General features: G+C 65.6%; 18 protein-coding genes. 10 read left to right on the forward strand and 8 right to left on the reverse strand.

Annotation, left to right across the window (positions count from 1 at the left end; genetic code table 11):
• Positions 1-76 precede the first annotated feature (76 nt).
• The 3 genes from ACFWCK_RS16300 to ACFWCK_RS16310 all read left to right on the forward strand — a co-directional run bounded on the left by ACFWCK_RS16300 (position 77) and on the right by ACFWCK_RS16310 (position 3,645).
• Complete coding sequence (locus tag ACFWCK_RS16300) at positions 77-1,219, forward strand: glycosyltransferase (RefSeq protein WP_378806836.1); 1,143 nt, start codon at positions 77-79, stop codon at positions 1,217-1,219.
• Positions 1,212-2,480, forward strand: coding sequence for a lipopolysaccharide biosynthesis protein (locus ACFWCK_RS16305; RefSeq protein WP_378806837.1), 1,269 nt, complete (start codon positions 1,212-1,214; stop codon positions 2,478-2,480). The genes ACFWCK_RS16300 and ACFWCK_RS16305 overlap by 8 nt, the downstream gene beginning before the upstream one ends.
• Positions 2,481-2,547: 67 nt before the next feature.
• On the forward strand, positions 2,548-3,645 hold the full coding sequence (locus tag ACFWCK_RS16310; protein ID WP_378806838.1) for a glycosyltransferase family 4 protein: 1,098 nt from the start codon (positions 2,548-2,550) through the stop codon (positions 3,643-3,645).
• Here the strand turns inward: ACFWCK_RS16310 and ACFWCK_RS16315 are convergent.
• The 3 genes from ACFWCK_RS16315 to wecB all read right to left on the reverse strand — a co-directional run bounded on the left by ACFWCK_RS16315 (position 3,642) and on the right by wecB (position 7,394).
• Positions 3,642-4,991 carry an O-antigen ligase family protein gene (locus tag ACFWCK_RS16315; RefSeq protein WP_378806839.1) on the reverse strand — a complete coding sequence of 450 codons (1,350 nt, stop codon included), beginning with the start codon at positions 4,989-4,991 and terminating at the stop codon, positions 3,642-3,644. The genes ACFWCK_RS16310 and ACFWCK_RS16315 overlap by 4 nt on opposite strands.
• A 23-nt stretch (positions 4,992-5,014) precedes the next feature.
• A complete protein-coding gene (locus ACFWCK_RS16320; RefSeq protein WP_378806841.1) occupies positions 5,015-6,169 on the reverse strand; it encodes a glycosyltransferase in 1,155 nt (384 codons plus the stop codon).
• Positions 6,170-6,323: 154 nt separating this feature from the next.
• Entirely contained in the window at positions 6,324-7,394 is a 1,071-nt protein-coding gene (gene wecB / locus ACFWCK_RS16325; protein WP_378806843.1) for a non-hydrolyzing UDP-N-acetylglucosamine 2-epimerase, read from the reverse strand.
• Between the two features lie 91 nt (positions 7,395-7,485).
• Between wecB and ACFWCK_RS16330 the strand changes: the two genes are divergently transcribed.
• From ACFWCK_RS16330 to ACFWCK_RS16360, 7 genes are all read left to right on the forward strand, one after another.
• Entirely contained in the window at positions 7,486-8,292 is an 807-nt protein-coding gene (locus ACFWCK_RS16330; RefSeq protein ID WP_378806844.1) for a glycosyltransferase, read from the forward strand.
• A gap of 54 nt (positions 8,293-8,346) precedes the next feature.
• Positions 8,347-9,246 (forward strand): nucleotidyltransferase family protein, encoded by a 900-nt coding sequence (locus ACFWCK_RS16335; protein ID WP_378806845.1) that lies wholly within the window; start codon positions 8,347-8,349, stop codon positions 9,244-9,246.
• 74 nt (positions 9,247-9,320) lie between these two features.
• Complete coding sequence (locus ACFWCK_RS16340; protein WP_378806847.1) at positions 9,321-10,613, forward strand: nucleotide sugar dehydrogenase; 1,293 nt, start codon at positions 9,321-9,323, stop codon at positions 10,611-10,613.
• 34 nt (positions 10,614-10,647) lie between these two features.
• Positions 10,648-11,259 carry an acyltransferase gene (locus ACFWCK_RS16345; protein WP_233312326.1) on the forward strand — a complete coding sequence of 204 codons (612 nt, stop codon included), beginning with the start codon at positions 10,648-10,650 and terminating at the stop codon, positions 11,257-11,259.
• Entirely contained in the window at positions 11,256-12,353 is a 1,098-nt protein-coding gene (locus ACFWCK_RS16350; RefSeq protein ID WP_378806849.1) for a DegT/DnrJ/EryC1/StrS family aminotransferase, read from the forward strand. Before ACFWCK_RS16345 ends, ACFWCK_RS16350 begins: the two co-directional genes overlap by 4 nt.
• Positions 12,350-13,339 (forward strand): Gfo/Idh/MocA family protein, encoded by a 990-nt coding sequence (locus tag ACFWCK_RS16355; protein ID WP_233312414.1) that lies wholly within the window; start codon positions 12,350-12,352, stop codon positions 13,337-13,339. Before ACFWCK_RS16350 ends, ACFWCK_RS16355 begins: the two co-directional genes overlap by 4 nt.
• Positions 13,340-13,455: 116 nt before the next feature.
• Positions 13,456-15,264, forward strand: a complete 1,809-nt coding sequence (locus ACFWCK_RS16360; protein ID WP_378806850.1) for a DUF4012 domain-containing protein — start codon at positions 13,456-13,458, stop codon at positions 15,262-15,264.
• 10 nt (positions 15,265-15,274) lie between these two features.
• On the opposite strand, the gene ACFWCK_RS16365 is transcribed toward ACFWCK_RS16360, so the two are convergent.
• The 5 genes from ACFWCK_RS16365 to glmM all read right to left on the reverse strand — a co-directional run bounded on the left by ACFWCK_RS16365 (position 15,275) and on the right by glmM (position 20,480).
• A complete protein-coding gene (locus tag ACFWCK_RS16365) occupies positions 15,275-15,751 on the reverse strand; it encodes a VanZ family protein (RefSeq protein WP_378806852.1) in 477 nt (158 codons plus the stop codon).
• Positions 15,752-15,779: 28 nt separating this feature from the next.
• The gene (locus ACFWCK_RS16370; RefSeq protein ID WP_233312322.1) at positions 15,780-16,883 is read right to left on the reverse strand and encodes a glycosyltransferase; all 1,104 of its coding nucleotides are present in this window, start codon (positions 16,881-16,883) and stop codon (positions 15,780-15,782) included.
• A 17-nt stretch (positions 16,884-16,900) separates the two neighbouring features.
• Positions 16,901-18,358, reverse strand: coding sequence for a sugar transferase (locus ACFWCK_RS16375; protein ID WP_233312321.1), 1,458 nt, complete (start codon positions 18,356-18,358; stop codon positions 16,901-16,903).
• A 224-nt stretch (positions 18,359-18,582) separates the two neighbouring features.
• Positions 18,583-19,029 carry a VanZ family protein gene (locus ACFWCK_RS16380; protein WP_233312320.1) on the reverse strand — a complete coding sequence of 149 codons (447 nt, stop codon included), beginning with the start codon at positions 19,027-19,029 and terminating at the stop codon, positions 18,583-18,585.
• A gap of 95 nt (positions 19,030-19,124) precedes the next feature.
• Positions 19,125-20,480 carry a phosphoglucosamine mutase gene (gene glmM, locus ACFWCK_RS16385; RefSeq protein ID WP_233312319.1) on the reverse strand — a complete coding sequence of 452 codons (1,356 nt, stop codon included), beginning with the start codon at positions 20,478-20,480 and terminating at the stop codon, positions 19,125-19,127.
• Positions 20,481-20,482: the final 2 nt, after the last annotated feature.

Consider the following 20,482-nt stretch of genomic DNA (forward strand, 5'->3'; position numbering starts at 1 on the left):
AAGCTGTGTTCGTCCGCGTTCCCGCTCGGATACGGGAGTTGCTCTCGTGATGGGCGGACCAGCCTGCGGCAAAATCATGGTCGTGGTCACGGCCGGTGTGACTGCTCGCTTATTCATGCGCGGTTACGCCATGTTTCTCGCTCAGGCCGGTTATGAGGTCACACTGGTCGCAAATGACGTCAGCGACATCAGCAGAGCGCTGGCTGAAGCCGGCGTCGCCGCCTTCTCGCTCCCGATGCGGAGGGATCCGTCTCCGATGCAGGACGTCCGCAGCCTGGGACGAATGATTTCGCTCATGCGGCGGATACGCCCTGATGCGGTCATCTACGCGACACCCAAGGCGAGCCTGTTGGCATCGATCGCCGCACGGCTGGTGCGCGTCCCCGTGCGGATCTATGAGCTGTGGGGTATCCGTTTCGAGACGGCCTCCGGTGCGGCGCGTAGAATCTTCCGGGGCATCGAACAGACGATCGCCGCGAGCTCAACCGCAATTCTTGCCAACAGTGCGAGCCTCGCCGATCAAGCCATCAGGCTCGGGATCACGAAAGCCGGTCGCATTGAAGTTCCTGCATCCGGGTCTTCCCATGGGGTCGACTCAGGGCATTTCTCCCCGGCCGCGCCTCGCCCTGCGTTGGATGTGGACACGGCACGATTCCTGGAGCAGTACGCCGGGACAACCATCGGTTACATCGGGCGGTTGCACCCTGACAAGGGCGTGGAAACTCTGCTCGAGGCGGCAGCCCTCGTGAGGGAGGATGGACTTGAGGTGCGCGTGGTCCTGGTGGGTGGGGATGAGGGCCTTGACATCCGTAACGAACGGCGGTTCCCTGTGCATCGGACGGGAGAAGCGGGCGACGTACGTCCGTATCTTGCGGAGTTCGACATCCTTGTTCTCATGAGTCTGCGGGAGGGATTCCCTAACGTCGTGCTCGAAGCCGCTGCGATGGAGGTGCCCGCAATTGTGTCGGACGCCACCGGGTGCGTCGACTCGGTCATCCCTGGTGTCACCGGAGTAGTCGTGCCGGTCGGCGATGTTGCTGGACTTCGTGAAGCGCTTAAGGCCGTCGCCACGGATCCGACGTGGGCTCGACAGATGGGCATCGCTGCACGAGGACGCGCTGTGGAGGCGTTCGAGCCCCGTGTCGTCTGGGCGGCTCTGGAGCAGCATCTTCGGGCGCAGCTGAACCGAGTTGGTGAGCGGAAGAACTACCGTGGTTGATACAGACGCCACTGCTCGGCGAGAGGGTCGCTCCGCCTTGCGAAGTATCGCTACGCTGCTCACCGGGACGGTAGCCGCCCAGATCGTCGGTGTTGTGACGATGCCGATCCTCAGTCGTATTTATGGGCCAGCCGCCTTTGGCATCCTCGCGGTCTTTCTCTCGGTCAGCGCCGTGGTCAGCATGGTCGCCGCATTGCGTTACGAGTTTGCGATAGTGCTTCCTGAGACTGACGAGGACGCACATCGACTTCGACAGCTTTCGACGGGGCTGGTTAGCCTCATCTCGGTGCTCACGGTGATCGCGACTGTCGTGGTGTTCTGGCTCTCGCCATCCAACGGCCGGCAATGGTGGGTCTTGCTCATCGGGGCGAGCGTCTTCCTCGCCGGGGAGACATCGATTCTGTACTTCTGGTTGACGCGGAAGCGTCGTTATCGAATGCAGAGCATTTCGCGCGTCGTTCAGGCGCTGGTCACGGCGGCAACCCAAGCTGGCCTTGGGCTACTCGTGGCACCGACGGGTGAATGGCTTATCGTAGGCTTTCTGGTCGGCCAAGTTTTCGGAGTGGCTCTTCTGCTCGTCACTGATGATGCCCGCAAGAGTGCACCGATCCGCGATCATCGGAGCTGGTGGTCGCTGATGGTTCGCTACAGGAAGATGCCGCTGCTCAACGCCCCCAACGCACTAGTGGACTCGTTGCGAATCAACGGGATCAACATGATCATCGGCGGCCGCTCGTTGCACGCTCTGGGACAGTTCTCCATGGCATGGAAGCTCGCTCAGGCACCGATGGCGCTGATCGCAAGCGCAATCTCCCAGGTGTACTACCAGCGCATGGCGGTCGCTGAGCCAGGGACGCTCAAGACCTTGGTGAGAGACGTGACGTGGCGCGCGCTGCTCTTCGGCTTCTTCCCCTTTCTGTTGCTTGGTATCGTGGCGCCAATCCTGGTCCCGTGGTTCCTGGGCGAGCAGTGGGCTGAAGCCGGGCTTATCGTGCAGGCACTAACACCGTGGCTCTACCTCAATATCGCGACCGCGCCACTGTCAACCGTGTTCATCGTTGCCGAGCGACAAGGAGCCATGCTGGTCTTCGCGATCGTCTATTTCATCGTGCCGATCACGATCCTGTTGCTAGCTACAGGCGACCTTGTTCGCGCGGTGTGGTTCACGAGCGCCGCCATGACGCTGTTGCTGGCATTTCTCATAGCGCTCGCTCATCGCGTCGCTGAACGATACGACGGTGAGCGCATCGCGATTGACTAGATCTTGGCGGCCGAGCGCGTGTCGCTTAGAGGGAAAACGCGTGACTAGGTTTCGGTAGGATGCGTCCATGCGTGTGCTGGTGGTGACTCGGTGGTTCCCTGACTCACTTTCGGCCATGAGCGGTGTATTTAACATGCGGGACTGTACGCTCCTCTCGGCGGATCATGATGTGACGGTTCTGCATCTCGGCAGCTCCGATCCCGACGTCCGTCTCTCCGATTCGCTTCGAGTTGTCCGCATCCCCTTTCGGACGAAGGACATTCGCCCAGGCGGCAGCGTGAGGCCTCTCTTGCGCCGGATGCTAGGCGAGGCCGACCTTTTGCACACGATGGCCTATCCGACGCTGACTGCCTTTCTCGGGCTACAGGTCGATATCCCCTGGGTGCACACCGAGCACTACAGCCTTCTCATCACGAAAGCTCCGACTTGGCGTGCAGGATTGCTTATGAGCGATCCGATCCGTCGCCTGCTTCGGCGCCCAGATGAGGTGATCGCGGTCGGTCAGGAGCTGGCAGCTGCGGTCCGTCGGAGCGGTGCCCCCTCGGTGTCCGTAATCGGGAACGATGTCGCGTTGCCGTGTAAGGGCGCACCTTTGCCGGAGCCGCTGAGAGCCTCATCGCCGATCCGAATGGTGGCGACCGGCGGGCTCGTCTCAAACAAGGGGCCAGTCGAGGCAGTCAAAGCGACTGCGCTTCTCCGCGAGCGAGGGTTCGACGTCTTCCTAACCTGGGCGGGTAACGGGCCGCTGCGCGAAGAAGTACAACAGACAGCCTGGGGCCTCGGCATTGAACGGTTCGTACAATTCATGGGACACGTCGACACGTCCAAGATTCCGGAGCTGCTTCGTCAGCACCATCTCTTTCTCCTTCCCACCGCTTATGAGACGTTTGGCGTCTCGATCGCTGAGGCAATCGCGCAAGGGCTCCCAGTGGTTACTTCCGGTACGGGCGAGTTCCAGTCGTTTCTTCCTCCTCGCGGATCCAGAATCGTGCATGACCGTACGCCTGAGGCGCTCGCGGATGCGGTGGAATCGTTGATCCATGACGGGAAGCGCTTGTCAGCCGAGGAGCTGCGCGCTTATGCGGTCTCGAAGTTCGGTGCCGAGACACGCCGGGAAGGATATCGAGAGGTGTATCGAAGGGCGGTCGATCCGGGCGCCCGCTAAGCCCCTGCGGAGATCTGTGCTGGGGGCTCAGAGGCCGTTTCGTCGTCGGGCTGGATTCGTTTGGGTATCGTGGCCGACAGGCTCTGGGAGCGGAGATAGACGCCGATCGCCACGCACGTCGCGAACCCTGCCCATTCGTGCGGCACTCCGACGAACGAGCTGTTCATCACGAGGATGAGCGGGAGCACGGTGATCACGCACGCTAGGGCCGAAGCGAGCGCACGTTCGGGCGTTCCTTTGCCGTATCTGCTGTTGGTGCGGATCGACAGCGCGAAGAGCGCGACGGTGATCACGACGGCGAGGATTCCGAGTAGGACGCCGAACTGCGTAAAGAACTCGATCGCGCCGTTGTGCGGGTTGGTGATGTTGAAGGTCAAGCGCGATGACCCCTCCGCCTGCGCAGTGACCGTGTATCCGCCCGGGCCGGAGCCGAGCGGATTCTGGGCCATCATGTCGAGACCATTGAGCGAGAGGTTCCAGCGAGCCAGCAACGAACTATCGGCGGGGATTTGGAGCCCGAGGAAGTCGATCGTGTAGCTATCCCCCGCCCGGGTCGGCGCAATGTCCCCCGCCGCGGAGCCCTGCTGGAACCGGAGGATGAGAACGGCACCGACAAGAGTCAACACGAACGCGATGGCCTGGGTGACGTGTGAGCGGAGCCGGAGGAAGATCCAGGTGGCGGGCGCGATAAACAGCGTGGCGAGCCCGAAGCGGCTGCTGGTCGCGACCATGAGAGGAACAGAGACGATCGCGGCTAGGACGTAGATGACCCGGAGCCATCTCCTGGTCGTTATCGCGGCGCCCGCGAGAAGGAGAGGAATGGCCAACGCCAGGAACGCTGCGTAATTGTTGGGGTTGTAGAACACCGTAACGACGCCGAGCTTTGTCGCGTCGGGGTTGGCGTCGAGATAGGTGGCACCAAAGTGTCGGCCAGTTGTGATCTCGATTAGAGCGAAGAGCGACGTGCACAGCGAAGCGAATAGCACGCCGAACATCAGGGACCGGATGACGTTGATCGAGAGCGGGAGGGCGAGCAAGCCCAAAGCGATGAATACACCACCGGACATCACGACCGCCTGGGGGAAGACGTACTGCACGTTGAAACCGTTCACGACGGCCAGCAACGAGATCGCGAGCAATGGCACACAAAGGAGCACGACTAACTGCCGTAGGCTGTCGGGCTTCTGCTTTCGCATGTGCAGGAGTCCGTAAACGAAGAACAACACCGAGAAGCCCGCGAATGCCGAGACGGGGCCCAGGTGCGGGAGGACCGGATTGAGCACGCTCACGGGGGCGATCAGCGCGAGAAGCAGTATGCCCACGCGGGTCAGGGGCCGGTGTCCCATCTGAGACGAAGTCCCGTTAGCGCTCATTGCCGTTGCCCGTGGATCCCTTTGGTGGCCTCTTGCGTCGTCGCAGGGACGTTTCCTGCTCCGAGCTGTGAGATGAGTGACTCCATGATTGCCCGCTTGTCAATGTAACGCCGTGCAGCCTCGCGGACGGAGGCGCGGCGACGATCCTTGAGCGCGTCGTGGAACGCGATCATCCGCTCGATGCTGAACCCGTTGTCGTCGCAGAAGTAATAGGGGAAGTCGTTGGGAAGGCCAGCATCGACGTGGGTGGAGTAGACGGGTAGGCCGGCCGCCAGGTATTGCCGAACCTTGAGGGTACTGGCCTCGCGCAGGCTGTTTCGATCGAGCGCCAATGATGCAATCGCGACTCGTGCCTCTTTGAAGACAGCGAGCATCTCCTCGGTGGAGAGATTGCCATGGATCATGACAAGGCCCTTATCCGCAAGCGGCTCGACCCTTGCCTGTTGCTCCTCGTCGAGCGTTCCCACCAGGTCAACCACCACTGGCGGAGTCCCGTCGGTCACGGGCAGCGCCTCGAGCGTATCGAGGAGTCGGTCGAGGCCATGCCAAGCATAGAAGACGCTGCAAACGAAGACCACGCGCAGCGGGACCGCGCCAGGAGAGGGATCCTCGGCGATCTCGAGGCTCCCGATGTCAATTCCATTCGGATAGGTAGCGACGATTGGCGCACGCGGAAAGCGCTTGGCTTCGTAACTTGCGATCTCGCCCGTGACACCGACGACCCCGCGTAGGCGGCGGAAGGCCCAGCGCTTGAACCCACCTTCGAGGAAGAGGGTGAGCGCGAGGCGAGGACCTTTCGTAACGAGCGAGATCTCTTCGATCTCCTTGCTGTGGTGGACAGTGAGCAGGTTGGAGACAAGAGGAGCCATCAATGCCGCGAACGGGTCCGGCGAGATTGACCTCATCAACACCACGTCGTACTCGGAGCGATGACGCCAAATGTGCCACCAGGCGTAGAGCTTGGCGAGCTGGAAACGCCGCGCCCAGCTTGGGATACGAGGGCCGCCATCGGTCCGCTCCGGTGTAGGGGTCAGAGTGTGCGTCTCCCAGATCGTTCCTTCGAGTGAACGTGCCGCGGAACGTTCGTACTCAAGTTGTGCGCGCTGTCCGCTTCCCAGGTTGCGGAAGAGTCCGACGTGAAGAATTCTCATGTGGGGTAGCGCATCCTCGATAGGCGGCATCGGTTCCTCGAGGGCATCGATGGTCTGACGGTTCCACCGATTCTACGGGTGACAGCCATCACCTGGTTCGCGGTAGTGGGTTCGCGTTTGATGCGAACGAAGGGCGCGAACTCGATGATGGCGCTCAGTGGCCGAACGCGTTGGCGATGGCGCTGACGGCACGTGCCGCTGCGTGGCCGTCACCGTACGGCGCGGCATCCGTCGGGGCAGGCATCGCGCGGCTCAGCGCTGCGGCGATCTCCTCGGCAGTGTTGGCGAGCACGTTCCAGCCGAGTTCCACGGTCTCGACCCACTCCGTTTCGCGGCGGACAGTGGTGCCAGGCACCCGGAGGAGGAACGCCTCTTTCTGCAAACCACCGGAGTCGGTCACGATGCCGGCGCTCGTGCGAGCGGCCTCGATCAGGGCGGGGTAGGGCAGCGGGTCGCGGGTCCGGAGCGCGCCCGCATTCAGGGGAATGCCATGTTCGGCGGCTTTCGCGCGTACGCGCGGGTGGGCGAGGAGGATGACTGGTCGATCCGCGGCAGCTAGAGCATCGATGATCTGGCGCAGCCGATCGGGTGCATCGGTGTTCTCCGCGCGATGGATAGTTGCGAGGTAGTAGTTCCCCGGTTCCGCCTCCCCGACCAGAGGATGCGGAGAATTGCGCAGCGCGACCGCGTCTCTGACCCGGTAGAGAACGTCAGTCATGACGTCCCCGACGAGAACTGAGCGTGCGGCGAGTCCTTCTGCTGCGAGATGTCCGATAGCGGCCTGTGTTGGCGCGAGGCAGAGATCGGCCGCATGGTCCGTGAGCACCCTATTGTGCTCCTCCGGCATGTCCCGGTTGAAGGACCGCAGTCCGGCCTCGAGATGCGCGACGGGGAAGTGAAGCTTGGTCGCGCTGATTGCTGCGGCGAGTGTCGAATTGGTGTCGCCGTAAACCAAGACCGCGTCGGGTTGGAAGCGCTCTAGTACCTCATCCATTTGAGCCAAGATCGCGCCGGTCTGGACGCCGTGTGAGCCCGAGCCCACGCCGAGGTGCGCGTCCGGTGCCGGGATGTCCAGGTCGCGGAAGAAGACGTCCGAAAGCATCGGATCGTAGTGTTGACCGGTGTGCACGATCACGTGCTCGTGACCGACGTCGACGACGGCCTCAGCGACCGGGGCCAGTTTGACGAACTGGGGGCGGGCGCCGACGACGCTCATGATCCTCATACCGCGAGTTTACGGTTCCAGACCGCCTCCGGGCCGCCAGCCCGCAGGCGCCTCTCGCGCCGTACTCGTGAGGTATCGGTAGGGTAGCGGCGTGACAGACAATGTCGGCCGCATCCCGATCTCGGTCCTCATGGCTGAGTACAACACCGACCCCGACCGGCTGCGAGCCGCTATCGGCTCTATCCTCGACCAGACGGAGCGCCGGTTCGAGCTGATCATCGTCGATGACGGTTCGGGAACGGACGTGCACTCCATCGCCGCGGAGTTCGATGACCAGCGGATCCGTGTGGTGGGGTACGGCGAGAATCGAGGCTTCGTCGCGGCGTTGAACTATGGCCTCGCACAAGCACAGGGCGAGTACATCGCGCGGATGGACACGGACGATGTGGCAGAGCCGGACTATCTGGCGACGGTATGCGGATGGCTGTGGGAGCACCCGGAGTTCGCTGTCGCATCCGGACGGGCGCGGGAAGTGTCTTCTGATGGCGCGGATCTGCTCCTTGGGCGACCAGGAGAACTGACTCGCAAGCTCGTGATGCGCGGCTTCACGCCCATTCATCCTGCGACGGTCATGCGGGCGGCCGCGGTGCGGGAGGCTGGCAGCTACCCAAGCTTTCGCCGTTCAGAAGACCTGGCTCTGTGGTGTGAGTTGCTCCTCAGAGGCCACCGTCTCTATATGGTTCCGGAGGTTGTTATCGCCTACCGGGTGGAGAAGGAGGACTTCTCGAAGCGCGCGCTTCGGAACCGACGCGACGAGATCCGTGTGCGGCTCCGGTATTACCCGAGGCTCGGGGCCGGCCCGCGCGAGTACGCGAAGATCGCCGCCTCGATTGTGAGCGGGTTGCTGCCTGTCGCGCTGGTTCGCGCGTTTCGCACTCGGATACATCGTGGTTCTTGAGTGCGTCGTTGCCATCGGCAGACCTGCGTCTGATTCTCTCCCTAGGATGGGCCCGTGGAGTCGGGGCATCTGGATTTGAGCGCGGGTACGCTGCTTGCGCACGCGCTCGCCGCAGCGATTGCCCGAAAGAGTGGCATCAAGGCGCTGAGCCTGAAAGGGCCGGTGGCAGAACATTATGCGCTCCGCCCGCCCCGCGTCTCGGCGGACGCGGACATTCTGATCGAACCTGCGCGCTTCGCGGAGTTCTGCGAGGGCCTCGAACGCCACGGGTGGCACACCCGTGTGGGTCGAGCGACACCGGCATTGCTCCCTCAGCACTCGGTCACCTACATTCACACGGACTGGCCATGCGATATCGATGTGCACTGGATGTTCCCCGGGTTCTTCGCCGATGCGGCTGATGCGTTCGATGCGCTGTGGGCGTCGCGACAGCCGGTCATAGTCGCGCATACTCCGGTGCAGGCGCCGTCGAAGGCTGGCGCGGCGGTCATCATGGCGCTTCATGCTGAGCGCGATCGACGATCGCCCAAGCACGTCGAGGAGCACGAGCTCGTCATGAAAGCCCTCATCGAGACATTCACCGCGACAGAACGCGACGAGTTTGTCGGGATTGCCCGTGCGGGGAAGGCGATTTGGGCGCTTCGTGACTACTTCTATGACGCCGATCTCGGTGCTGTCGCCATCGACGCCGATCTGGAGCAGCAGCGACTCTGGGAGCTCTTCTCGAATCAGGTGGATGACGCCTCGAGCATTGCGTGGTGGCAGCGAGTGCGGACGGCTTCCTGGGCGCACAAACCTCGCTGGATTCTGCGTGCGATCTGGGTCTCTCGCCTCGACATACCAAGGAATGAGGCGGAAGAGGTTCCCTCGCGAAGCGAGATGTGGAAATACCAGGTTCGTCGATGGCGGCGCGGCCTCGAGGCGACGATGCGGTACGTTCGCCAGGGCCGGTGAAGCGCGACGGAACAGGCAACCGTCGGTAGGTCACTGCGCGCCGAGCGCGCTAAGCCCACCGATAGCATGATTCCATGCGCATCGCCGTCGTGGCCCTGGGAAAGATCGGGCTTCCCCTCGCTGTCCAGTTCGCCTCGTCAGGCCACGATGTGATCGGCGTCGATGTCAACCAGAAGACCGTCGACACGATCAACGCGGGGCTGGAGCCGTTTCCCGGCGAGGCGCACCTGCAGGAGAAGCTCGCCGAGTTGATTCCGTCGGGTCGTCTTCGAGCGACCACCGCCTACGCCGAAGCGATTCCCGGTGCTGACGCCGTCGTTCTGGTGGCTCCCGTCTTCGTGAACGACGAGACCTGGGAGCCCGACTTCAAGCACATGGACGCTGCGACTGCGTCTCTTGCGGAGCATCTCACGGCGGGAACGCTGGTCTCCTACGAGACGACGTTGCCCGTCGGCACCACGCGCAATCGATGGAAGCCCATGCTGGAGGACGGCTCCGGTCTGACGGAGGGCGTCGACTTCCACCTGGCGTACTCGCCGGAGCGAGTGCTGACCGGGCGCGTGTTCGAGGACCTGCGCAAGTACCCCAAGCTGATCGGCGCGCTCTCGCCGGAGGGCACGCGACGTGCGCGTGAGTTCTACGAGGCGGTGCTCCAGTTCGACGAGCGCCCTGACCTCCCGCGCCCCAACGGGGTGTGGGATCTGGGGACGACAGAAGCGTCCGAGATGGCGAAGCTCGCCGAGACGACCTATCGCGATGTGAACATCGGCTTGGCGAACCAGTTCGGGCTCTTCGCCGCGGCCAACGGGATCGACGTCTACAAAGTCATCGAGGCGTGCAACTCGCAGCCGTACAGCCACATCCATCGTCCCGGCATCGCCGTGGGCGGCCACTGCATCCCCGTGTACCCGCGGCTCTATCTGTCCACCGACCCCGGCGCGGACATCGTCCGCACCGCGCGGCAGCTCAACGCATCGATGCCGGAGCGGCTGGTAGCCCAGGCGGAGACGGTTCTCGGTTCCCTCTCCGGGCTGACGGCGGTCGTGCTGGGCGCGGCATACCGGGGCGGCGTGAAGGAGACCGCGTTCTCGGGAGTGTTCCCCACCGTCCAGGCACTGCGTGAGCGCGGTGCCGACGTCCGCGTGCACGATCCGCTGTACACGGACGAAGAGTTGCGGGCACTCGGTCTCGAGCCGTTCGCGATCGGCGAGGCGGCGGACGTGGCCGTGCTGCAGACGGATCACGCTGACTACCGAACGCTGGCGCCTGCGCAGATCCCCGGTGTGAGGCTGCTCGTCGACGGGCGTGCGGCGAGCGATGCCGCGCTCTGGGCCGGCACGCCTCGCATCGTGGTCGGATCCGCCTGACTGTTTCTGGCATTTCATCAAACGGGGGGGCTGAATGACCGAGAGATCTGACGTGCGGATCGTGGAGTCCGCTGACGTCTCGCCTGAGGCTGAGATCGGGGCGGGATCATCCATCTGGCACCTCGCTCAGGTGCGTGAGCGCGCCCGGCTGGGGGAGAACTGCATCGTCGGGCGGGGCGCGTACGTCGGCACGGGTGTCGTGATGGGGGACAACTGCAAGGTGCAGAACTATGCCCTGGTCTACGAACCGGCGCGACTGGCTGACGGCGTGTTCATCGGGCCCGCGGTCGTCCTCACCAACGACACCTACCCGCGTGCGATCAACGCGGACGGGTCGCTCAAGAGCGCACACGATTGGGAGCCCGTCGGAGTGACGATCGAGCGCGGCGCGGCGATCGGGGCGCGTGCCACGTGCGTCGCGCCGGTGACGATCGGCGCCTGGGCGACCGTGGCGGCCGGCGCGGTCGTGGTCAAGGACGTTCCCGCGTACGCCCTTGTCGCGGGGGTACCTGCGAAGCGCATCGGCTGGGTCGGTGAGGCCGGGGTGCCCTTGACCGCGGGTGACACGACCGGCATCTGGATCTGTCCGCAGAGCGGCGCAACGTACCGCGAGCAGAACGGCACACTGACGAAGGAGATCGCGTGAGCGAGTTCATTCCCCCTGCCAAGCCGATCATCGGCGACGAAGAACGCGAAGCCGTCGATCGAGTGCTGCGGAGCGGCATGGTCGCGCAGGGCCCGGAGGTCGCGGTTTTCGAGGCCGAGTTCTCCGCGCATTTCGTGCAGGGGCGCCCGGCTGTCGCGGTGAACTCCGGAACCGCGGGCCTGCACCTCGGACTGCTTGCCGCAGGCGTCGGCCCCGGTGACGAAGTCATCGTGCCGTCGTTCACGTTCGCCGCGACGGGCAACTCGGTCGCACTCACGGGAGCGACCCCCGTCTTCGTGGACATCGAGCCCGACACGTTCACGCTCGACCCGGATGCGGTGGCGGCGGCGGTCACGTCCAAGACGAAGGGCGTGCTGCCGGTTCATCTCTACGGGCACCCCGCGCGCATGCGTGAGCTGGAGGCGCTCGCCGCCGAGACCGGCATCGCCCTGTACGAGGACGCAGCGCAGGCGCACGGCGCCGCACTGGATGGACGGCCGGTCGGAACCTTCGGCGAGTTCGCCATGTTCAGCCTCTATCCGACCAAGAACATGACCAGTGGCGAGGGCGGCATGGTCTCGACAGCGACGGATGAGATCGCGCGCATGGTCAAACTGCTGCGGAACCAGGGCATGGAGCGTCAGTACGAGAACGAGGTCATCGGGTTCAACGCGCGCATGACCGACATCCACGCAGCGATCGGTCGCGTGCAGCTGACCAAGGTCGACGGCTGGACCACGACGCGCCAAGAGAACGCTGCGTTCCTCGACGCGAACCTGCAGGGCGTGGTCGTCCCTCCGGTCGCAGAAGGTGCGGTGCACGTGTATCACCAGTACACGGTTCGCGTTCCGGAGGACCGGGACGGGTTCGTGGCGGCGTTGAAAGAGGAGCACCAGGTCGGTGCCGGTGTGTACTACCCCATCCCGAACCACCGTCTCCCGTCGCTCGCACATTTCGTCCCGGGACTGGATCTGCCCGAGACCGAGCGCGCGGCGCGGGAGGTCGTCTCCCTGCCGGTCCATCCGTCGCTGTCGCAGAACGACCTCGAGCGCATCGTGGCCGCGGTGAACGCCGTCGCAGGGGCGGGCGCCTGATGGCCTTGCGCGCCGGCCTGCTCGGCGTCGGCATGATGGGACGGCACCACGCTCGCGTGCTGCGCGAGATCGATGGCGTCGAGCTCGTCGCGATCGCGGACCCGGGCGGGGATCCGCACGGTGTCGCCGGCGAGTTGGACATCCTGCCCGACATCGATGCGCTGATCGATGCAGGGCTCGACACCGCCGTTGTGGCGGTGCCGACTCGATTCCATGAGGAGGCGGCACTCAAGCTCGCCGCCGCCGGCGTGCACACCCTCGTCGAGAAGCCGATCGCGCACAGTCTCGATGCTGGACGCCGCATGGTCGAGGCGTTCTCGCGAGCGGGGCTGGTCGGCGCCGTCGGGCATATCGAGCGTTTCAACCCTGCCTTGCAAGAGCTCCGACGGCGGCTCGCGGCCGGTGAGCTGGGGGCCGTCTACCAGGTCGTCACCCGGCGTCAGGGGCCCTTTCCGTCCCGGATCGCCGATGTCGGCGTCGCGAAGGACCTGGCCTCGCACGACGTGGACCTGACGGCGTGGGTCGTCCAGTCCGACTACGAGCGTGTGTTCGCGCAGACCGCGTTCAAGAGCGGTCGTGAGCACGAGGACATGATCACCATCACGGGCCGAACGGAGAGCGGCGTGATCGTGAACAACATCGTGAACTGGCTGAGCCCGATGAAGGAGCGGGTCACCGTTGTCACGGGGGAGAAGGGCGCGTTCGTCGCCGACACCGCGACCGGCGACCTCACCTTCTTCGCGAACGGCACCATTCCACTCGAGTGGGAGTCGGTGTCCAGCTTCCGCGGCGTCTCGGAAGGAGACGTCATTCGATACGCGTTCACCAAACGCGAGCCGCTCCGGGTGGAGCACGAGGCCTTCCGGGATGCCGTGCTGGGCAGCCGTTCCGACGTCGTGACCATGGAGCAGGGGCTGCGCACGCTCGCTGTCGTCGAGGCGGCGCTGGAGTCGTCACGGCTGATGGAGACCGTAAAGATCGACTAGTCGCGTCGTCGCGGGCTCTCCTCATCGTGGGACTTCGAGATGCGCGCAGGCCGAGCCGCCCTGTTGCTGGGAATACGCGCCCAAGAGGCTTCTGCCGGTGATGGTTGGATGGAGTCATGAGTAGCACGCCTCCCTCGCGCCGTGAACTCCGCGATCGCCAGGCGGAACGCCTCGAGTCCAAGCCCCGACGCCGTCGGATCTGGCCATGGATCGTGGGCGGAGTGTTCCTTCTGCTCATCGTGATCGCCGTGGTCGGCGGCATCATCGGCAAGCAGGTCTACGACAAGGCGATGTCTGCGCGCGGCCATCTGGAGGCGGCGATGACCGGCGTGCAGCAAGTGCAGAAGTCGGTGCTCACCGGCGATCTCGACGCCGCGGCCAAGAGCTCGGCGACGGTGTCGGCGCAGACCGCAGCTGCGGTCGCGGCGACGAAGGGGTGGCAGTGGAGTTTCGCAGAGAAGCTCCCCGTCGTCGGTTCCAATCTCTCCGCTGTCCGCACCGTCGCCGAAGTGACAGACGGCCTCGCGATGGACGTCGTCCGGCCCGCGGCGAGCGTGAAACTGAGCGATCTGAACATCGCAGATGGGCGGATCGACCCTGCATCGATCACCGCGCTCTCGAAGACCTTCGATTCCGTCGATGCCGGGATCCAGAAGGCGACGGCCGACCTCCGCAAGGTCGACAAGGCTCAGCTCGTCGGTCCCGTCGCCGACGGGGTCGGCAGGCTCGACTCCGAGCTGACGAAGCTGCAGCCGACGATGAAGACCGCGCGCGAGGTGCTGAGCGTCCTGCCGGACGCGCTCGGGGCGAAGGGCCCGCGCACCTACCTGCTGATGTTCCAGGGCAACTCGGAGGCGCGGAGCCTCGGCGGCAACGCGGCGCAGTTCCTTCCGATCACCGTCGACAACGGTACGATCACGCGCGGCACGGTCGTGAGCAGCTCCGATTTCAAGCATCAGGGCAGTCCGAATCCCGTCACGGACCTGGACCCGCAGGCCGTCAACATCTTCGGCGACAAGATCGGTCGCTACACGCCCGACTTCACGATGGTGCCGAATCTGCCATATGCGGTCCAGATCCTGCGCGCATGGTGGGCGAGGGACGTCGGGACGAACTTCGACGCGGTGCTGTCGATCGACCCGGTCACGCTGTCCTACATCCTCGAGGCGACTGGTCCGGTGACCTTGGCGACCGGCGATCAGCTGACCTCGCAGAACGCGGTCCCGCTGCTGCTCAACCAGGTGTACTTCACCTATCCGACCGGTCCGGAGCAGGACGCGTTCTTCGCTTCCGCTGCGGACACGATCTTCTCGGCGGTCACCTCCGGCAAGGCTTCGCCGGTGAAGCTGATCCAGGCGCTGTTCCGTGCATCCGACGAGGGGCGGCTGCTCTACCTCAGCAATGATCCCCAGCAGACCGCGCTGGTCGACAATTCACGGATGAGCGGCATCATGCCGACGGACGACAAGGAGCAGAGCGTTCTGGGCGTCTACCTGAACGACAACACCGGGTCGAAGAAGAGCTACTACCTCGACATGAAGATCGATGCCTGCCGCACCGATCAGGTGGTCAAGGGCACGATGACGCTCACATCGAGCCTGACCGAGGAGGCGGCCGCTGGCCTGCCGCCGTACATCACGGGTCCCTACTTCGCAGCGGGAGACATCAGCAGCTACGCCGTCTTCTACGGACCGGCGGGCGGCACGCTGTCGAGCATCACGATCGACGGGCAGCCTGCGAACATCCTCAGCCAGGGCGAACACCTCGGCCGACCTGCCGTGAAGATCGAGGTCTTCAGCCACTTCGCCGATACGCACACCGTGAACGTCGAGTTCACCGCACCGGGTCCGGGTGGGCCACTCAAGGTCTGGACGACACCGATGTCGCGCGCGACGCCGACGACCGTCGAGCCGACCTGCAAGTAGACCGGCTGCGTCAGGCTTCGTCGGCCCTCCGTCGCCGGGAGAACGCCCGCGCGATCACCAGGCCGACGGCCGTGCCGAGCGTGTTGGCGATCACGTCGGAGAGCGTCGAGTAGCGGCTCGGGAGGGCCAGCTGCACGAGTTCGATGACGGTGCTGGCGGCGCACCCCACGGCGATGACGACCCCGGCATGCATCCGCCGCCAGCCCGCGGCCAGCAGCACCCCCAGCGGCACGAATAGGGCGATGTTCGCCGCGAACTCGAGCACGGCGTAGGCGGACGCGAACGGGATGCCCGATGCCGCGACAAGGCGTGCAAGGACAGCGACGATGCCGGTCACCTTTCCGGCGTCCTCCGCGGGCAGCCAGGTGACCAACAGCACGGCGATCGCGTACGGCACGAGCAGGATCCGCGCGACGAGGGCGATGCGTCGCGTCACGGCGCGCGGTCGGGGCCGGCTGGCGGTCGGCGGCGGTGGGGCGGAGGGCACGATCAGCAGGATAGGGGGCCCGGCGCGCTCAGACCTGGACGAACTCCTGCAGCTCACGGGCGAAGCGGTCCGCCCCGAACCGCTCACTCAGGATCCGGGAGTCGAACGGGGCCAGACGCAGTGCGTCCTCGATGCCGACGGCCAGATCGCCCGGATCAGTGGACTCTGCGATCACCCCCGATACGCCGGGGACGATCGTCTCGATCTGGCCGCCGATCGGTCCGGTGACCACAGGGGTTCCCGCCGCCTGCGCTTCGACCGGGACGATCCCGAAGTCCTCGATGGGCGGGAAGACGAACACGGCGCTCAGCTGCATCAACGCGTACATCAGGGCGTCCGAGGGTGCGATGACGAACTCGACGGGGACCCCGGCCTCCGCCGCACGCGCGCGGAGGCGCATCTCGTCGGGCCCCCGGCCGGCGATGACGACGGGCAACCCGACACGGTCGGCAGCCGCGATCACCAAATCCAGCGCCTTGTAGGGGGTGAACCGCGACGCACCCATGATGAAGGTCTCCGGCAGCCGTTCGAGGATGCGTCGCTCCTCGGCATCGAGGACCTGAGTGCGCCAGTCCTGGTGCTCGCCGATCGCCTCGACCGCGACGGGCGGGTGGATCACGGTGGCATCGCGCTGCCATGCCCGGGCGATCCTGTCTCGGACGAATCGGCTGTTCGCCGCGATCGTCGTGGCCTCCTGCGCCCGGTGGCGATCGATGCCGCGGAACGTGGGCGAGGCGGCGCGCACGAGCGCATGCCGGCCGCGATCGTCGGATTCCGGATCCCAGAGATAGCGTGCCGGGCTGTGCGCGTAGACGAACTTCGGCACCGACGGATCAGGAACCCGCACGTGGTGGGCGAACACGTAGGAACTCGCGAGCACCCATTCGTGGTCGCTACGCACCGGTGCGCGCCGCCATGTCGCGTCGAGCAGGGGGAGCGACGCCGCCTTGTGCTTGCGGAACGGCGTCCGCGACAGCCACGACTCGGCGACGCGTCCCTTCGCGAACCGTTCGGGCGCATCGTTCCACAGGCAGAAGATCTCCGAATCGGGGAAGACCTCGCCCATGGCGTCCAGGACCCGCTCCGCCCCGCCGGACCGCTCGATCCACTCGGTGACGATCAGCCCCGACACGTCGCGCGCCTCGGCCTTCAGTAGGCGCCGACGCCGGTCGACACCACCCGCAGCGTCCGCCACAGGATGATCAGGTCGCCCGTCAGGGACCAGTTCTCGACGTAGAACAGGTCGAGTCGCACGCTGTCGTCCCAGGAGAGGTCGGAACGGCCGTTCACCTGCCAGAGGCCGGTGAGGCCCGGGCGCACCAGGAAGCGGCGCTGCATGCGGTAGTCGTAGTGCTCGACCTCGCTCGCGAGCGGCGGGCGGGGTCCGACGAGCGACATGTTGCCGCGCAGCACGTTGACCAGCTGCGGAAGCTCATCGAGGCTGTGCCGGCGCAGCAGGCGCCCCACGGGAGTCACTCGGGGATCGTGCCGCATCTTGAAGAGCACGCCATTGCCGTCGGTGTGGTCCAGCAACGTCGGCAGCCGGTCCTCCGCGTCGACGACCATGGTGCGGAACTTCAGCATCTCGAAGCGCCGGCCGTCGACGCCGATGCGCTGCTGCCGGAACAGCGCGCTGCCGCCGTCCTGACGCACGAGCAGCGCGATGATCGCGAACAGCGGGCTCAGCACGATCAGCGCGACGATGGACGCGGCGATGTCGAGCGTGCGCTTGGCCACGTACTTCATGCCCTCGAACGTCGGATAGTCGACCTGGATGAGCGGCAAGCCGGGCGTCGGGTTCGAGTGCAGGCGCGGGCCCGCGACGCCCGTGAGAGCGGGGGCGACCAGCAGCTCGATCTTCGCCTCCTCGAGCTCCCAGCCGAGCTCCTGCAGCGCCTCGGGGCTGATCCGATCGGATCCGCTGTAGACGACGGTGTCGGCGCCCGACGCGCGGATCGCCTCGATCGCGCGGTCGAACCCGCCGATCACGGGCACGTCGGGGAGCAGGTCCTGATCGCTGCCGTTCTCGGTGACGGCCCCCAGCAGCCGCACGCCCAGACCCGGCTCGCGCAGGATCGATGCCCCGACGTGCCGCGACTTCTCGCGCTCCCCGAGCAGCACCGCATGATGCGCATACCGGCCGGCGGTGCGCTGCCTCAGAAGCCAGCGGCGCCATTGCCACCGGCCCAGGAACAGCAGCCCCAGCCCGATCGGGAACGCGACCAGCACGTAGCCGCGCGCGATCTGCAGCTGGAACCCGAACGCGAGGATCGCCAGTACGCCGAACAGACGCACGCTGGCGTCCATGACGCGCTTGTACTCCAGCGTTCCGCCGCCGACGAGCTTCGGATTGCGTGATCCGGTCAGCCGCAACGACAGCAGCCAGGCGAGGGCGAGCCCGATCGAGAACATCGAGTATCCGAGCTCGGTGTCGAGGAGATTCAGTCCGACGACGTGCGAGTCACCGAATCCGAATCTCACGACCTGCGCGATCATCACGGATGCGAACACGACGACCGTGTCCGTGATGGCGAGACGTGTGGCGTACGCGTGACGCCACTGCGCGACGGTATGAGACGTCGCTACAAGATCGACTTTTTCAAACACTCCCCAGAACTCCCCAGAACCGTTCCCACAACGGCGGATGGCACTCGCCATCCTCCCCAGAGCATCGGCTTCCCACGGCCGACGTCGCTCACCGACTCGAGGCTGATCTTTCGGGTCGAACAGCCGTGGAGCCGCCGCCCGCATCCTCCCAAAGGATGCGAACGTGGCTTCATGCTAACCCGGAGTCGGCCCAGAATCCAGACCGCGGAATATCGGAAGCCTGCTCAGTCGCCGTCCGTCCGCGCGAATCTGCGGGATCGGCGCCGGGACGCGTCGACGAGCTCGACGATGAGGAGACCGATGGCGGCGCCGGCGGTGTTCGACAGGATGTCGAGCACGGAATCGCTGCGGGACATCAGGAACAGGCCCTGCACGGTCTCGATGGTGACGGTGGTGACGAAGCCGATGGGAAGCACGAGGTATCGGCGGCGAGGGAGGAACACGGCCAGGAAGATGCCGAACGGCACGAACATCGCGATGTTCGCGATGAACTCGGCGCGGACGAGCGTGAGCCCCGGGACCACCGCTCCGATCCTCTGGATCAGCGGATCGAACACCGAGAGGAACGGATACGGCGAGAACACGATGATGGCGACGACGGCTCCGTAGATGAGAGCCCAGGTGGTCAGCCGATGCCAGAACGGGGCCGCGGTCGGCGGGGAATCGCTCACGCCTTCACCCCCAGGATCCTCAACGCGGCAGAACGTCCATTGTGACAGAACGGCCGCACAGGAATCCTGTGCGGCCGTTCCGGATGGTGCGGATGTCAGAGCGCGAGTCGCTCGCGCACGACCTCGGCGAGCTGGTGCGCGTACTCGTGGGCGGAGGTCTCGTCGGCGGCCTCCACCATCACGCGCACGAGCTGCTCGGTGCCCGAGGGGCGCAGCAGCACGCGGCCGGTCTCGCCGAGTTCGGCCTCCACCGCCTGCACCGCCTTCTGCACGTGCTCGTCGTCGGTCCTGGTGCGGTCGACGCCCTTGACGTTGACGAGCTTCTGCGGGTACACGGTCATGACCGCGGCGAGCTCGGCCAGCGACTTCTTCTGGCGCGCCATCTCGGCGACCAGGTGCAGACCGGTGAGCACGCCGTCGCCGGTCGTGGCGAAGTCGCTCATGATGACGTGGCCGGACTGCTCACCGCCCAGCGAGTAGCCGCCGGCGTTCATGTCCTCGAGCACGTAGCGGTCGCCGACCGCGGTCTGGCGCACGGTGATGCCGTGCTCGCGCATCGCGACGTGCAGGCCCAGGTTGCTCATCACGGTGGCGACGAGGGTGTTCTCGGCCAGGCGCCCGCGGTCCTTCATCGCAACCGCGAGGATCGCCATGATCTGGTCGCCGTCCACGATGTTGCCGTCGGCGTCGACCGCGAGGCAGCGGTCCGCGTCGCCGTCGTGCGCGATGCCGACATCGGCGCCGACGCGGATGACCTCGGCGGCGAGCTTGTCGAGATGCGTGGATCCGACGCCGTCGTTGATGTTGATCCCGTCAGGATCCGCACCGATCACGGTCACCCGGGCGCCTGCGTTGCGGAACGCCTCGGGGGAGGCGCCGGACGCTGCGCCGTGCGCGCAGTCCAGCACGACGTGGAGGCCGTCGAGCCGGTGCGGCAGCGAGGCCAGCAGGTGCATCACATAACGGTCCTCGGCGTCGGAGAAGCGGCGCACGCGGCCGACGTCGGCGCCCGTGGGGCGCAGCTTCTCGCCGGCCATCGCCTCTTCGATGCGCTGCTCGACGAGGTCGGGCAGCTTCACTCCGCCACGGGCGAAGATCTTGATGCCGTTGTCGGGCGCCGGGTTGTGCGACGCCGAGATCATCACGCCGAAGTCGGCGTCGATGTCGGCGATGAGGAACGCCGCGGCCGGGGTCGGCAGCGTGCCCGCGTCGAGCACATCGACCCCGGAGGAGGCGAGACCCGCCTCGACGGCGGCGCTGAGGAAGTGTCCCGAGATCCGCGGGTCACGGGCGACCACGGCGGTGAGACGCTTGCCGGCGGCCTTGCGAGCCTCGGCAATACGGCCCTGGCCCAGGACGACAGCTGTCGCCTGGGCCAGGGTGAGCGCGATATCGGCGGTGAGGGGGCCGTTGGCCAGCCCCCGCACCCCGTCCGTACCGAACAGAGCCATAG

Origin of the sequence: Microbacterium sp. NPDC060117, from assembly GCF_042729315.1 — a bacterium.
Lineage (GTDB): Bacteria > Actinomycetota > Actinomycetes > Actinomycetales > Microbacteriaceae > Microbacterium.